Source organism: Candidatus Poriferisocius sp. (genome assembly GCF_965219815.1).
Lineage (GTDB): Bacteria > Actinomycetota > Acidimicrobiia > Acidimicrobiales > Bin134 > Poriferisocius.
The window spans coordinates 1,768,782-1,784,085 of sequence record NZ_OZ244791.1; the positions used below are offsets into that span (position 1 = coordinate 1,768,782).

10 protein-coding genes and 1 pseudogene are annotated in these 15,304 nt (G+C 61.6%); 1 reads left to right on the forward strand and 10 read right to left on the reverse strand.

Going from position 1 to position 15,304, the window contains the following annotated elements; translation table 11 throughout:
- Nucleotides 1–3 precede the first annotated feature (3 nt).
- From ACOQPI_RS08460 to ACOQPI_RS08505, 10 genes and pseudogenes are all read right to left on the reverse strand, one after another.
- Nucleotides 4–213, reverse strand: coding sequence for a hypothetical protein (locus tag ACOQPI_RS08460; RefSeq protein ID WP_419924008.1), 210 nt, complete (start codon nt 211–213; stop codon nt 4–6).
- A complete protein-coding gene (locus ACOQPI_RS08465) occupies nt 207–2,477 on the reverse strand; it encodes a DEAD/DEAH box helicase family protein (RefSeq protein ID WP_420619223.1) in 2,271 nt (756 codons plus the stop codon). Before ACOQPI_RS08465 ends, ACOQPI_RS08460 begins: the two co-directional genes overlap by 7 nt.
- Before the next feature lie 2 nt (nt 2,478–2,479).
- Nucleotides 2,480–3,658: a hypothetical protein gene (locus tag ACOQPI_RS08470; protein WP_420621076.1), complete on the reverse strand. Its 1,179-nt coding sequence runs from the start codon at nt 3,656–3,658 to the stop codon at nt 2,480–2,482.
- A gap of 60 nt (nt 3,659–3,718) precedes the next feature.
- Nucleotides 3,719–4,738, reverse strand: a pseudogene (locus ACOQPI_RS08475) (sigma factor-like helix-turn-helix DNA-binding protein); the annotation flags it as partial.
- Nucleotides 4,735–5,583, reverse strand: coding sequence for a phosphoadenosine phosphosulfate reductase family protein (locus ACOQPI_RS08480; protein ID WP_420619224.1), 849 nt, complete (start codon nt 5,581–5,583; stop codon nt 4,735–4,737). The pseudogene ACOQPI_RS08475 and the gene ACOQPI_RS08480, both read right to left, overlap by 4 nt.
- The gene (locus ACOQPI_RS08485; RefSeq protein WP_420619225.1) at nt 5,576–8,776 is read right to left on the reverse strand and encodes a hypothetical protein; all 3,201 of its coding nucleotides are present in this window, start codon (nt 8,774–8,776) and stop codon (nt 5,576–5,578) included. The genes ACOQPI_RS08480 and ACOQPI_RS08485 overlap by 8 nt, the downstream gene beginning before the upstream one ends.
- A 266-nt stretch (nt 8,777–9,042) precedes the next feature.
- Nucleotides 9,043–10,098: a DUF4007 family protein gene (locus ACOQPI_RS08490; protein WP_420619226.1), complete on the reverse strand. Its 1,056-nt coding sequence runs from the start codon at nt 10,096–10,098 to the stop codon at nt 9,043–9,045.
- On the reverse strand, nt 10,098–11,258 hold the full coding sequence (locus tag ACOQPI_RS08495) for a cysteine desulfurase family protein (protein ID WP_420619227.1): 1,161 nt from the start codon (nt 11,256–11,258) through the stop codon (nt 10,098–10,100). The genes ACOQPI_RS08490 and ACOQPI_RS08495 overlap by 1 nt, the downstream gene beginning before the upstream one ends.
- A 175-nt stretch (nt 11,259–11,433) precedes the next feature.
- Nucleotides 11,434–13,419 (reverse strand): 5'-nucleotidase C-terminal domain-containing protein, encoded by a 1,986-nt coding sequence (locus tag ACOQPI_RS08500; RefSeq protein WP_420619228.1) that lies wholly within the window; start codon nt 13,417–13,419, stop codon nt 11,434–11,436.
- A 142-nt stretch (nt 13,420–13,561) separates the two neighbouring features.
- Nucleotides 13,562–13,948 carry a nuclear transport factor 2 family protein gene (locus tag ACOQPI_RS08505; RefSeq protein WP_420619229.1) on the reverse strand — a complete coding sequence of 129 codons (387 nt, stop codon included), beginning with the start codon at nt 13,946–13,948 and terminating at the stop codon, nt 13,562–13,564.
- Nucleotides 13,949–14,015: 67 nt separating this feature from the next.
- Here ACOQPI_RS08505 and ACOQPI_RS08510 point away from each other — a divergent pair, with 67 nt between their 5' ends.
- Nucleotides 14,016–15,278: an MFS transporter gene (locus ACOQPI_RS08510; protein ID WP_420619230.1), complete on the forward strand. Its 1,263-nt coding sequence runs from the start codon at nt 14,016–14,018 to the stop codon at nt 15,276–15,278.
- Nucleotides 15,279–15,304 lie beyond the last annotated feature (26 nt).

The following is a 15,304-nucleotide window of genomic DNA, read 5'->3' on the forward strand; positions in this document are numbered from 1 at the left end:
TCCTTAGCTCCGCAAGAGGTCCAGCGCAGCAGTTGTGATCATGTTCTCAATGTCTTTCCTCACCTCGATGGGCTTGATGCGGTGGCGGTCCTCGGTGTCGACGATCTTCATGACCAGTTCGATGAGCGGTTCGGCGCGCAGGCCGTTCTCGGTTGCAACACGGACGGCTTCGGTGGTGATCTCGTCTAGGATTCTGTCGTAGTTGCTTACCATCGGTTTCCTTCCGGTGTTGCAGGGGCGATGAGATAGTCGCCCGCAGACTCTAGGACTGGAGCTGCCCCGTTTGTCGGCCAGTAAGTCTTCTCAATGCGGTCAAGGTGGGCAAGGACGCCATTAGTGCCGGTGGCGTTGCGGGCGTGGGCTGCGAACGAATAGGCCCTTGACAGCTCGCTTTGGACAATCTTCTTGAGGTCGTTGTCTGGTCTCCCTGCATGCCTAAACAGGTCGGCGGGCGGGAGCGCGACGAAGTCATGCACGACAGCCCACGGCTTGTCCGGGTGACGACGCAGCACCCGGCCGCGCCGTTGGACCCACTCGCGCTCCACAGTAGAGGAAGCAACCAGGAACGCCTCTCGGACACTCGGAATGTCTACTCCTTCGTCGAGTACCTTCTTGGCCAATAGCACCTGGAAGCCGCCTGCGGCAAACGTGGACAGCGTGTTGTTGAGCTTTCCGGTGCTGGCCGTGGTCTCTTGGGTGACGGGTGCCCAGCGCACGTCAAGGCCGGTCAGAGTGTCAGCGATGCTGTCGAATTGTTCCGGGTTCTTGGCGGACGCGTAAACCAGAGCTTGATCAAGCGACCGAGGTCCGCGGTGAAGAAGGACTGCTGTCAGCAGCGGAATCTTTGATTCAGCCGTCTCGATGATCCGACGCCGCCTTATGAGCAGTCTGGTGAGGTCGCGGTCGTCTTCATCGTCGTTCAGGCGGAATGCTAGGCGTCGTATGCGGTCGGTAAGTTCCTTGAACTCATCGAGTTCGTCGCCGTCGAGTGTTGTGGCGTGTACGTAGTAGTCGTAGGGGACCAAGCAAAAACCGATGGCCCTGTCGAGGCCGAATTCATAGACCGGCGGGCCGAAGAAATCGAAGATCTCCTCAGTGCCGTCAGGGTCGTATTGGCGCTCCGGTGTTGCCGACAAGGCGAGCCGGCGCTCGAAGAACTCCGGCTTGTTGGCGATGAAGCTCGCAGCCCCGAGCGTGTGGGCCTCGTCGCCGATCAGCATGGTGGCCAGCGGCCGGGAGGCGTTGCGGAGGTGGCTGGCGACGGTGTTTTGAAACGCCGTATCGCAGAGAAGGTCGTTGGTCACCACCGCGACGTGGGTACCGCCCCCGCTCAGGGACTGCAACAAGCGGGAGATGGCCGCATTCTTCCCAGGAGCCTGTGTGGGCGCGATGGCGTTGATTCCGAAGCCCTCGACCTCTCCTACCCATTGGGTGATGAGGGGAGTATGCGGGGCCGATACAACAATCAGCAGGGGCGTGTCGCCGAGCCGGTCCTGTGCCCGGGTCGCGCAGATCAAAGCGGTGAGGGTCTTTCCGGCTCCGGTGGCCATCGAAATGGTGCCGCGGTCGGGATCGGGTTCGGATTCCCAGGCGGCAACGGCTTCTGCTTGATGGGAGTAGTCTCCTGTTTGCCATTCGAGCCAGTCAGGGATAGCCAATCGTGGCCGGTCTTGGTCCGCTAGGCGTCGGGCGAAACGTTCTTGCAGCCGCTCTAGGGGGTCGCGGGGCTCGATGGCCCATTGCGGCGCAGACGATTCTTCAGCGGCTTGTAGGTAGTGGTCTGGGGTGGGGGCAGCAGCGGGGGCGGTTTTGATGATGTCGTCTCTCAGGGCGTCGGGCAGGTCCACTGTTTGCTCGATTCCCTGGCTGATCCCCTGTTCCCAGTCGTCAAGGATTCCCATGCCGGTGGCGACGCGGTTGCGTCCCGGCTCGTTCCAGGTCACGTCTACGTCCATGTGCTCAACCCCGCCGCTCAACCCGCGACCGGTTGCATTCGCCGATCCCCTCACCAGCACCTGATCGGTGCCGTCGTCGAACAGCCATATCTTGGGGTGGTAGTTGGAGTCTGGTTTGGGCACGGCGATCCGCAGCCGGAGCCGGTCGGCCGCGATCATCCATGCCAGGCAGTCCAGGGCGTGTTGTCCCAGTGCGGTGGCGTCCACCCGCCCCTGCACGAATACGTCTGCCACCCGCTGTGCGGCTTCCTCTGCCGTCATGGCCCAACCCTGCTCGACTGCGTATCGTTCTTGGGGGAAGAAGACGGGAGCGACGGTAAAGCGGATCGGGGTGGCGTCTGGGCGGCTGAGGTATTCGGCTAGGCCGGGGGCAAGTCGCTCGATCCAACCCGCGGAGAACCAGCCGAAAGCGGCGCGCACCGATGTGGCTGACCGGAATCCGGGTACGAGCACCTTGGGACCAATCGGGTCTTCGGGAAGCCGGTACAGGCCAGGCTGGAGGGTGGTCTCGTCGACGAGCATCCTCAAAATCCTCGTCGGCGTTCCTTCATGCGCTCAAGGAGTTCCTTGGCCCGTTCCGATGAGTCGTTGTTGCCCTCTGGGTGGTCAGCCGCGTGCTGGGGCTGACTAGGGCGGCGCAACGAGACGCTTTGGGAGGATTCGAGGACGAGGTGGACCCGTTCGCCTTGACGGGTTCCGAGTAGGCCCAGCGGCTCGGCCAGGTAGCCGAGCGTCGCGCCGGTCAGCGATGTGAGCGGCCAGCGCACCGAAACCGTCCCGCAGCCCTCAGGGGAGAGCACCGGCACGCGCAGGTTGCCGTCGGGCTCGCAGCCTAGGGCATTGGCGATCTCTGGAGGCAGGCCTGCGAGGCTGTAGCCGTCGAAGTAGCGGCCTTCCACTTTGAAGCTCCAAAACGGCAGCCCGTCGTCGGTGCGTCCGTGAATAACATCCTCCAAGGCCCGCAATGTGATCAAGGAGGGATCGGCCACGCTGACGTAGCCGTCGCTGATCCGGAAGCGGGCGGACTTCGCATACGCCTCGACGCTGCCCTCGGTCACGTCGAACATGCGGGGGAGTTCTTCCAATAGCCGCTCCAAGCGAGTGGTGCCGCCGTCTTCTTCGATGCGCTGAATGATCTCAGCAGGAATCCCCTCGTACTCGTCCTCGATCCATTCCGCGAGACCCCACCGTTTCTTGTCGGCCCGAATCACGCCGGGGATGGACGACAGCCGCGCGCCGAGCCGGGTCGGCGCAAGCCCGCAGAGTTCTCCGATTTCTTCTTTGGTGGCGGGGTGTCCTATGGACAAGACCGCGGCCTTGACCTTGGCCTTGTCGGTATCGCGAAGGGCCAGATGGCCGCAGGCTCGGTGCAAACCGCACAGGGCGATCAACTGCTCCCAGTGGCGTTGCCAGCTTTCGTCGGGCAGGCGGGCCATGAGGTCAGACTCGGCGACGAGCCCTACTTCATCTGCCACGTCTTGGGCTGCTGTCTTTAGCTCGCCGACCACATCGATTGCTGTCTGGCTGAGGCAGACGCCATCGACGGGCGAGTAGCCGGAGCTCTCTCGGAGCAGGTGGCGAGCCATCTCCGTTACCACCTGTTTGTCGTCGTCATTATGGCCAGCCAGCGGAAACGCCGCGGCGATTCGGCCTTCGAGCTCACTCGGGTTGGAGATCGGTCCGAGCTGGCGGCGCAACAGCACGCCCAAAACAGCTATCCAGCACAAGACTGCTGGCCCCGTTGCTGAAGGATGGCGGAGGCGGCTTTTGACTATGTTCTCGATCTGGCGGATTCGCTCGCGTGTTAAACCTGCCGCATGGCCCAACTGCTCGAGGGTCTGCGGCTCCGGGGCAAGGAGGCGCTGTCGGAGTATGGCCTTGTCTAGTGGTGCTAGAGACTCCCACAGTCCTGTCAAGGACGCGAGCACGTCTTCAGCGAGTGACTGATCTCCGCACAGATCAGAGACTTCGAAGTCCCTGAGGCGGCTGTCCATTCCTAGCTCTGCGGCCAGTGCTCCCAAATCGCCGCCTAGGCCATCGGCCAATGTTTGGATCCCGTTTATTTCTTTTGAAGCAGCTAAGAGCCTTTTGAAGACCAGAACAGCCGAATTCCAGTTGGCATCTAACGGGTTTACGGGTTCTAGTACGGGAGAGGTCGCAATTTCAGGAGCGCTTGCCAAAGACATGGCATGAGCAGGGGACAAATCTGGTGTCCGAAAAAAGTCGGTAGCGATCGCTGCCTCGACCACGCACATCAAATCCAATAGCGACGTGATCCCGAAGTTCTGCAGCTTCATGAGCTGGCTAACGGTCACTGGCTGCTCACTGTCCAGTCTCTTCGCGTCGAATGCTCGGACGATGCAGTTCAGCGTCCGAACCCTCAGCGGGCATTGGAGTAGTCGGACGACATCGATTCCAGCGGGTATCGCGGCAAGCTCAGGGGTAGGTCGGTCAACCCTGTACGCCAATTTGGCTAGCTCGCCATGCTCGTCTTTGTTCAAGGGATGTGTGCGCTGCTCCCAAAGAGTCGCCAAGTCCCCTAGAAGCCGAAGCTTGACCCCTGGGGGAGCGATCTCTTGCAAGGACGACGGAAGCTCAGTTGCGTGTAGCGTTTCGAAATACCAGCGGGGAAGGACCGGGGTGGGAGGGCTGCCCCAGGGTGCCAGAGACCTGGGGCCAGGTGACGGCTTCAAGCAGTCAGACGGGTGATCCGAGACGTATTGGTGTGGCAGTTCGCCCGTTGTAGCTCCCCCGACCTGTCCGGGGGACTGGCTTGAGGTCATAGAGCACAAACATTGCAGGGGTCAGTGTTGTCGTCATCGTCTAGCACATCGGACAGGGCTTCAACCAAAGGGAGGTTCGGCCGGGTTTGGGCGGTGCGGGCAATGGCAGCTTCGTGGCGTTCAAGGATTTCTGTTCGCCGGGCACGGAGCTGCACGAGAGTCTCGCCGCCTGACCATGTGTACTGGCGGCCTTTCATGGCTTGGTCGCCGAAGTCGGCATCACCGGACACGCCAGCGTCCTGGAGGACCTTTCGTTCGATAGCGACGGCTCGTTCGAAAAGCTCAGGGTGGCGGTCGGCGAGGCCGATCCACTCCGCCTTGCGCTGGTAGAAGCAGAAGTAGCACCCTGATCGTGTTCGCCACTCGTAGTAGGCGGGCAGGCCGACACCGGCATTATCGAGTATCCGCATCACGCCGGCGTGATCGATGCCGTCTTCGACGAATGGGAAGCGGCTCTCGATATTCGGCTTGGTGGAGATGTACCCCTTGCGATTGGCCTCGTCGGATCGTATGGCGACATATGAGATTGCCGGATCGTCACCGATCCACTTCTCGAGTGGCTTGATCTTCATGTTCTTGGTGCACCAGCGCATCTGGGGCGAAGGTAGCGCCCCCCTGAAGATCTCGAACCAGTGGTCGAATCCCCGATCGGCATTCAGACGGGCGATTGGTTTCGCCAATATCACCTCTAGCCTGGTCAGGAACTCGTAGGTCTCGGGAAGCTCAGCACCAGTGTCGCAGAAGAAGTACTCCATTTTCGGCACTCGTTCCTTTAGGTAGACCGCCAACGCACTGGAGTCCTTGCCTCCCGAGATGCCGCATATGTGCCGGATTGCTTCAGACATTGCTTGCCGCCTCCTCTAATCCGAGGTCGGCTTCAGTTGCACTTGTACGTTCCTCGGAACGTCCAGTCAGCAACATCCGCTCACCTAGTAGCGCAAGAAAAGCGTGGACTGCCCGTCGCGGGGACCCGGTTACTCCCGAAGCCCCTACAAGGGCGTCATCGAGGATCTGCTCGATCACCGGCCGACTACTCTGCTCTACTCCAACAAGGAGAGCATTTTCTGAGCCATCAGCTTGAGTGGCGGTCATACGCAAGGCGTGAAACGGACCGCCTCCGTCAGCCCTCCGTTCTGCATGGAGGGCCATTAGACGATGGAAAGCAGCCACGTGCTCGGGAAGTACACGTTGGAACCGCACCAGATCATCGTCGTTCCACTCTGCTGGTGCTTTGTTGGCCACAACCATTGCAACTGCTTTGATCCAGTCCGAGTTGGCGTGGAAGCCGTCGTTGGCTAGAGACAGGACAAATGCCCGAACCTCCGGATCGAGCACTTCATTCTCAAGAGCAGCGGCCTGTCCGAGAATTGCGAGACGGGAGGTTTCGCCACTCTCTTCGAGAAGCAGGTCGTAGAGGTCGCCGAGGAGATTGTCTAGGCAGCCAGTGAGATCCTCTAGCGCCTCACCAACGCTGTCCGCATAGGCTCGTGCCTTCGCGTATGACTTGGTGTCGGCAGGCACTGGCTTGAAGCCAAGTGCTTCGGGGAGAGCCTCGAACAGGAGTTCATCGGGCTCAATTGCCGTGACCAGGGCTTCCCTCGCATGCTTGGTAGCTTCCGGGAGATTCCGAGTGTGGAGTGTGTAGTTGTCGAGTCGGTTTACTCGGGATACGAGATGTCCGACTATCGCGAGAACGTTCTCGACTCGGTGCTTGCGGAATGCTGGGCGAACTCCCAGCCGGGCTGCCAGTTCGTCTATGACCTGTCGTCGCGCCCCTGTTGTGTTTGCGAAGTGCTTGACTTCAAAATGGCTGGGGTTACGCACCATTCGTTCTGAGATTTCGGGACTGAGCACCGGCTTGAACGTTCCGTGTTCGTAGATCGCTATCTCGTTCGCGTGTACAAGCAAGCCGGCTGTCGCGAACACCGGAACTACAGCGGCCTTCATGCCTATCGGCGGGGACATGAGCACCGCGTACAGGTCGTTTAGGTTTACGCGCCGCCTTCTTGAGCGCCTGAATTCTCCCTCCATGGCTCTCCACGCAGACAGCAGCGATGGCTCTTTCGGCTTGTCGAACACCCGGGCATCACTTTGCGAGTCGCCTCTGTGTAGGCCAGTTCGCTCGAGGACAGCCCGATACATCGCGACCTCTGGTCCATGGCCCTCAAACCCAAGATCGACCTCGCTAGCGCGCTCAATCATGCCAGCCAGCAGCATGCTTCGCGCCTTTGCCCCCTGTGAGGTGAGTGCAGTGCGATTGATCATCTCATTGCCGATTCGCGGTGCAGACTGGTACGCCTGATCGGCAGCTGCCGACAGTGCGGCGGTTCCGCGACCACTAGTCAGAGGCTCTGCACCGTCTTCAGTTAGGAGAAACCAAGCACAATTCTGCGGATCGAAAGTCGAGATGAAGGCTTCGTGAAAGAGCGTTTCAGCTTGCGCGAGCTGTTCCCCGAGTTCGCTACGAACTACCCAGTCACTAGCCACCTCGGGCAAGTCGAGAACCTGGTGGATTGCAGCGAGGCTCCGCGCGGTGGTGTCCAAAGCGGCAATCGTTGTGGGGAGTGCAGCGACAATCGGCTTACTCAATCCTGTCTCGGCGATCGTCGGGCAGTGGGATTCAGAATCGACCAAAAGCAACAACTGGCCATCAACTTCGGAGAATGGACTGAGAGGTTTCACGACCTCCGATGTGGTCGCATAGCGGCGGGCAAATACGCGAAGCGTGTCGTGCTCCGCAGAGTGGCGCGCCGCGATCACAGGGGTGGGAGGGTCAAAGCGCGAAAGGACCTCAATCAGAGGGAGCTTTGCCAGCGTCACGGCGGCACCCTCAACGAGGGAGCGGACGTCTAGGTCGCTTCCCTTCCATATTCGGTATTCATCGGCGAACGCGCGGTATGTGATGAGGCCGCGTTGTTCAAGTTTCCGGAGTGTTGCCGCTGGCCGCTTCGCAACCTGTCCCAGAAGAGTCTTCGATGCTCGTATCGTGCCCGACGCTCCAACCAGATTCAGAATGGCGATTGACTTCGCCAAGGTCCATTCTTGAGCACTGAGCCCATGAGCATCCCGCAGGCAAGTTGCGATTTCTCTCCACCGGCTCCCGTTTACACCAGGAGATCCGGCAATTTCTCCTTCGATGAAGTAGTCGTATACCTCAGACAGCCCGATGGCAGGAAGAGGATCCGTGTCCGTCAGATCCCTTCGTGCAAGAACCGCTGGAACAGCAGAAGCATCGTTCCCTGCAAGAAAAGAGAAGAGTGTGCGTTCGTTCTGCCCATACCGGCTGCACAACTCGGGGAGGGCGGCGGCGGCGAGCGGGTGGAGGGGAAAGCAATTGGCAACGGCGTCTCTGGTGGAAAGATCCTCGAGTCCTAGTTTTCCCATGGCCTTAGCCATGCCCTCTGCCCAGGTGTCAACCTGCTTGTGCAGCGCGTCGTCAACATCAAAGACAGTTGCAATGAGAGCTCGCGTCTCCGCTGGCGAATCCGCAAAGGGCACATCTTCGAACCGCCCCTGTACCTTGGCCCATTCGCGATGTTCCAGGTTGCCAGCCGTTGTGAAGTAATCCTCAAACGACAGATGCTGGAGCGTCAAGGTGAAAATTGGGGCCCCGTCGCCCTGCCCAGCCTCCGCAAGTTGCTGAAGGAGGTACGGATCAGAATCAGCCGAACTGGTCACTGCCTCAAGGTTCTTGCCGAATTCGTCGATCACGATAAGGAGAGGTGCTGATTCAGCAAGGCAACGAGCGACGGCAAGAAGCGCTGCGGGAGATGGTCCTGTCCGACGAGGATCATCCGATGCTTCGTCAGCGAGGGCATCCGTCAGGGCCTGTGATGCCTTGAACTCTGCGGGAAGCGGGATCCTTCCAAAGCGGCGTATGACCGCCGAGCGAAGAGCGCGGAGGACTGTGTGGCTTATCGGCTCCCGGCTCGCTGTTGCCACTGCAAGGCAAAAGCCCGATCGGGTCGTGCCATGAAGCTTGTGGGTGTTGAGGATCTTCGTTCTTAGATCAGGTGCGGCAGCACCAATGAGGTCCAAGGCCTTGCTGCGTACCTTGCCATCTTCACCGAATGCGCCATCTATCAGGAGTGCTAGCGATGACTTGCCTGATCCATATGGTCCAGTGATTGACCATGCTCCACCAGATGCGCTGGATGTAGCTCGGGTGACGAGACGATCCACAACATCTACGGCCCGCGCAGTGACGATGTAACCGTCAAGGGGGTCGACCGAAGTTACGTCGCGCTCGAGATTCGCGGAGCGAGCGAAGCGCGCTGACACGGACACATGGTGGGCGAGCGTGGTCATGTACCGGCCTCCGACCGGTGCCGCGCACTGACTTCGCGAAGCTTCGACATTGCTTGTGATCGCTCTAGTAGCAAATCTCGATCCACTGGTTCGTCACCGTCAGGGCCGATGGTTGGTGCCTCGGGTTTCGTTTCGTAGTAGTCATTGAGGACAGCGACCGCAATCTCGGCGGCATCGGTCGTCCATGCGACCTGTTGGGCCCCGGTAGTTGCTAGCAACTCCATCGAAGGTTGTTTCTTTGCAATCCGGCCAAGGGCGACATGGAGGTCCTGCTCACCGAGTCTGAAGGCTCGTCCTGGGCTGCCTGGCTCGTTTGCGAGGTGTGCCAAGGTGACCGTCCGCCCGCCTTGCCGACAGCGAGACAGATAGTCCAACACGGCAAGAGCCACAATCTCATCAGGCAGTGTCGGTTTGGGCCCTAGTACAAATCGATGATTGCCAGTTGCGGCAGAGTGGACAATAAGCCCAAGTTCGCGCATGGGACAGTCAAGTAGGTCGTCGAAACTTGCGCGTGAGGTTCGTACCGCAGGAGCGTAGGTGCGGAGCAGTGCAGAGACGTCCTTCTCAATCGCGGTGTGGTGAGGCATAGACCAAGTCCCAGCAGCCTCGATCTGGGCAGTTATGGCACCGGCCAGCATGTCATCATCGAAGTTGACGGCGTGCAGCTCATTGAAGGCAAGCCACCAGACAGGCAACAGCGATGGTGGGGCGAGAAGCATCCAGTGAAGGAGCCAGACTGTGCCGGGATCTTCCATGTACGGGTCCCACCCATCCGGACCGAAGAGGCTGTGACCGAATCGGGTGGGGATCATGTCGGGAGAGCGCTTGTTGACTGAATCAGGATCCTTAGTGATGATCTTGGCCGCTAGGCCCCAGAACTTGATCGAACGGACCATGTTCTTCCCTACACCGATTTCAACCGGAGCGTCTTCGGCTGTGAACCCACGTTCATTCGCTGCCGCTGTGGTGTAAGCCTTGCGAAACCATCCGTAGCGGGGATGGAAGGTCTCGTGTCTGGCAAACACATCCTTTGCGGCTTCAGCAAGCCGCATCAGTTGTCGCCTTCATTCATCTCTCGGACGTATTCCACTGAATTGACGGCTTGCTGAACGGCAGTTTCGATCTCTTCCTCGGTGGTGAACCGTCCCAAGCTGAAGCGCACTGACTCGAAGGCCTCGTCACGAGAAAGCCCCATAGCCAGGAGCACATGGGACGGTTCTATTGAGCCAGAACTGCAAGCTGATCCGGTGGAAATTGCGACTGGGTCCATGTTGAACACCACAGCTTCGGCATCGGCCCCCTTGAAACGCACGCTGGCTGTATTAGGTAGCCGCAAGGTGGCGTCGCCGTTCTCCCTTACTCCGCTGAGCTGCGTGTTCAACCCGTCGATGAGTCGATCTCTTAGATCTTCTACCCGGGCTGATTCGGCATCTCGTTCTTTGGCCACTAACTCCGCGGCTGCTCCGAGCCCCACGATTCCGGCCACGTTCAACGAGCCTGACCGCAGCCCTCGCTCGTGCCCCCCGCCGTGGGTAACTGGTCGCAGACGAGCTATGGAGTGACGGGTTCCCAGAAGCGCTCCCACGCCGCCGGGGCCGCAGATTTTGTGGCTGCTCATAGAGATGAGATCGATCGCTGTCTCGTCCATCGACAGCGGCAATCGCCCTACAAGCTGTGTGGCATCGCAGTGAAAGACCGCACCGACGCTGGCTGCCCTTTCCGCCACTTCGGCTAATGGGTTCAAAACCCCTGTTTCGCTGTTGGCCGCCATCACCGAAACAGCCAAGACATCGGATCCAAGCAGCGAGTCGAGTTCATCAAGGTCCACGAAGCCGCCCTGGGTTACACCAACCACATCTACCTTGGCTTTTCCCTGCTCATGGAGCCATTGGGCTGGTTCGCGCACCGAAGCATGCTCCACGGCAGAGATCACAATCCTGGTTCGTTCCGCTGGAGTGCCTTCAGCCAATCCGATGAGTGCAAGGTTGTTTGCCTCGGTGGCCCCGGCGCAGAAAATGACTCCTGATGGGGAGGCTCCCACGAGGGAGGCAACTCGCTCGCGTGCGTCGGCGACGTCCGCTGCTTGTCGCTGCCCGAAGCGATGAACCGATGAAGCGTTGCCTACACCGCTTTCCAAAGCTGGAATCATGGCTTCGGCCACTCTTGGGTCGAGTGGTGCTGACCCGTTGTAGTCGAGGTAAACCTCGTGCACGCCGTCTCCTAAGGGGCTGGTTAGGGAATTACACCGCTGTTATTGACGGTAGTCCCGCTGGCTCCTTAGATAATGGACATTGCCTATGACAGTTTCTCCATAACCCCAGGCCGCCGGTGGGGCGGCTAGCTGAGATTGGGCTAGCCACCCCTGGGCGGGGGTTGGGTCTTGAGGGTTAGATGGTGAGGCGTTTGCGGTTGCGGGTGGCGGTGGCTAGGAGGAGGCCGGCGAGGATGAGGGTGGCGGCGAGGATGAAGAGGAGGCGGCTTTCTGCGCCGGTGGCGGGGAGTTCCTCGCCTTCCATGTCGTCGGCCATCTCGTCCGTGCCAGTCATGTCAGCCATGCCGTCGTCCATGTCGTCCATCTCAGCGGTCATCGCGGTGATGCGGCCTTGGCCGCCTTCGGGGTAATCGGCGGCGGGGATGGTGCCGTTTAGGCCTTCGCTGATGTAGGCGGCCAGGGACTGCTGGTCGGTGAGGCCTAGGTGGGTTCGGGTGCCGTCGCCGAAGAGGTACTGGTCGCCGCCGTTGGCCAGGAAGTTGAGGGTGACCAGGGCGATTGAGGGGGCGTCGGCCACCACGGCGCCGTCGCTCACGATGGCGGTGCCGTCGTCCAGGGTGATGGACTGCACACGAGAGCCCTCGGTGGTCACGGTGTCGTCTTCGCCGATCTCCTGGGGGGTGCCGGCCGGGTCGTAGACGAAGCTCAGTCCGGCCACCTGGGCGAAGCGTCCGCTGGAGCTCTCCACTCGGGATACGGCGTTCTCCAACAGCACTTTCACCTGAGCGGGCGACACGTCTTCGATCACGGTCACCAAGTTGCCGAACGGGGAGATGTTGAAGGTCTCCAGCAGGCTGATCGGCCCGACTGGGATCACCGAGTCGTTGCGGATCCCGCCGCCGTTCTGGAGGGCCACGGCCGGTTCGGGCACGCCGAAGTCAGCGGCCAGCCGCTGTCCGTTCCACAGCAGGGCGTCGGCTAGCAGGTTGCCCTGGTTGGTCTCGTGGGTGCGGATGCCTGGAGAGCGGCGGCCGTCGAGGGGCACCTCGGTGGTGCCCACTGGGGTGGCGGCCAGCTCGGCCAACGCCGCGGCCACCGGTTCGGTCACCTGGGCCTGCACGTCGGGATGGGGCTCCACTGCGTCGGCTTCTTCGCCGCCGATCACTCGGCGCAAGCCGCTGGTGTCGTCGATGGCGGTCACGTTGCCGTCGGCGTCCACCGTCAGGATCAGCTGGCCTACGTAGGTGTAGTCGCCCGGCGTGGTCACGATGGGCACGCTGGCTCCATCGGCCAGGGTGGCGGTGAGCGGGTAGGGGCCGTAGGGATCTCCGTCGCCGGGCAGCAGCACGGTGCTTTCGTCGGCCAACAAGGCCCCGCTGCCGCCGGCCACGATGGCGTCCACGCCGGTGAGCTCAGCAGCTAGATCGCTCTCGGCGCTCAAAGCCTGCAAGTGGGTGGACAGCACGATTATGTCCACGCCGTCACCGGTCAGCCGGTCGATCTCGGCCTGCACGATCTCGGCCACGTTGGACATCACCGCCACGTTGCGGGGGCTGGAGATGTAGGTCAGCTCAGGGGTGGTGGCACCGATGATGCCGATGCTCCGGCCCTGCTTCTCCACCACTGTCGAGGGGGCGATCCGGCCCTGCTCGACGAGCGCGGCCAGAACGGGTTCCCCGGAGAAGTCCAGGTTGGCGCTGATGAACGGGGCAGTGGTGGTCTCGGTGATGAACCGGGCCAGCAGGTCGGGTCCAAGGTCGAACTCATGGTTGCCGATGGTCAAGGCGTCGTAGCCGATCAGGTTGAGAGCCAGCGCGTCGTAGAACGGGCTGTCGTCGCCGAGGCTCACCGACAGTTCCGGGCCGCTCAAGAAGTTGTCGCCCGATGAGATGGTGATCACGGCCGCGCCGTCGTCGGTGGCCTGGGACCGCAGTTGGTGTACTAGCGAGGCGAAGCGGGCCACGCCGCCATAATCAGGGGCGGACGATGAGGCCTGCACCAGCTGCGATTCGCCGTCGTTGTGGTGCAGGATCACCAGTTGCAGATCGCCACTGCTCTCGCTGGTGGTCTCGACTTCTTGGGCGCCAGCGGTGACCGAACCCAGCAGGGCGGCGGCCAGCCCCAAGGCGATCAGTGCCCACGCGATACGGCGGATCTTCATCAGTCGGCTCCCTTGTCTTGATGAACTCTCAGTTGGACTTCGCAACTTGCGCTCCGGCACCACAACGCCGATGAGACTCTGCCACCCCCAGCATTACCCATGTCAACGCAGGCGCGAATTCCGCGTGAACATCACTAGACAATCAGGGGCGGATCACCTCGGGAGCCCAGTTCGACTCGAAGCCGATGCCCGACAGCCAGGTTTCCACCAGCTTGCCGTTCTCGGCCCGAAAGGCCTGCACCCAGTCCCACTGGTTGCCGTCCACCTTCCAGGTGCCGATGGCCACCACGTGGTCGTCTTCGGCGATGAGCTGGTAGCGCAGGTCGGTGAACTCGGCCTGGCTGCATAGCGCGGCCACCTGCTGCTGGTACTCCTCGGCGGTCACCGAGCGGGTGCCGCCCATCTCGTGGCGGACGTAGACCGGCCCGGCCAACTCCGGCACCAAATCCGGGTTCTGCGCCCCCCACATCTCGTCGTACCACCGCCGCAGCACGGCCTTGGTCTCCTCGGCAGTTCCTCGATCACCCATGGCCTGAAACTACGACAGCCGGTCGGCAAGTGCCGCGTCGAATGCCGATGGCCGGTACCGTCGCAGTGTGAGCGACGTGAACCCTGGTTCCACCACCGGGATGTTCGCGTCGCTGTCCAACCGGGCCTACGCCCTGTTGTGGTGGTCGGGGCTGGTGGCGTTTCTGGCCGTGGGCATGCAGATATTGGCTCGGGGCTGGCTGGCCATCGAGCTCACCGACAGCAACTCCAGCTTTGCTCTAGTGCTGGGTGCCTTCGGCATCGGCATGGTTACCGTCACCCCGTTCGGGGGCGTGGCCGCCGACCGCTTCCCCCGTCGAGCGCTGATCCTCGGCTCCCATGTCTCTCTCACCTTGAGCGCTTTGTGGCTGGGAATCATGGTGGTGCTGGGCCTGGAGGAGTTCTGGATGCTGCTGGTGGCGTCGGTGATCCAGGGATCGTCGTTCGCGTTCATGGGACCGGCCCGGATCGCCATGACCGGCGAGGTGGTGGAGCGCGAGCTGCTGTCCAACGCCATCTCGCTCACCCAGCTCACCGTGGCCAGCACCCAGTCGGTGGGGCCGTTCGTCGCCGGGGTTCTGGCCGATACGCCCAATTTCGGCTTGGCCGGGGTTTATCTGCTGAGCGCCGGTCTCACCACGGTGGGGGCCATTCCGGTGCTCATGCTGCCCTCGTCGCGGCCCCAGCAGCGCGAAGCCCGCAGCCCCGTGGAGGAGATCGCCGAGGGGGTGGGCTATGTCGCCCGGAATCCCTATCTGCGGGTGGTGGTGATCTCCACTGCACTCATGCTGCTGGTTGCCATGCCCTATCAGGCGTTTCTGCCCAAGTACACCGAGAGCGTGTTCGGGGTGGGAGTGCTGTGGCTGGGCGTTCTCCAAGGGGCCAACGCGCTGGGCGGCACCGTCACCGCGCTGCAAGTGGCCCGGATGCGCGACAACACACAGCTCTGGCGACTGCGGGTGATCAGCTTGACCGTGGTGGCCGCCGGGGTGGCCGTGTTGGCCATCACTCCCAACCAGTGGGCCGCGCTGCCGGTGCTGTTCGTGCTGGGCGGCGCGGCCACCACATTCCAAACCGCCAACATGTCGATGTCGCTGCTTCTGGCCGAGCCGGTGTACCACGGGCGGGTGCAGAGCCTGGTGATGATCGCGTTCAGCGCCCAGAGCCTGGTGGCGTTCCCGATGGGGGTTTTGGCCGACCAGATCGGGCTGCGGGAGATGCACGGCTACATGGCCGCAGCCACCGTGCTGGTGGTGGTGTGGTCGGTTCTCGCCGGACGCCAGGCCCGCCGCCAAACGCAGGCGAGTGCCGGCCGAAGGGTTGCTCGTTGACATCTGAAAATCGGATGTCTAAATTG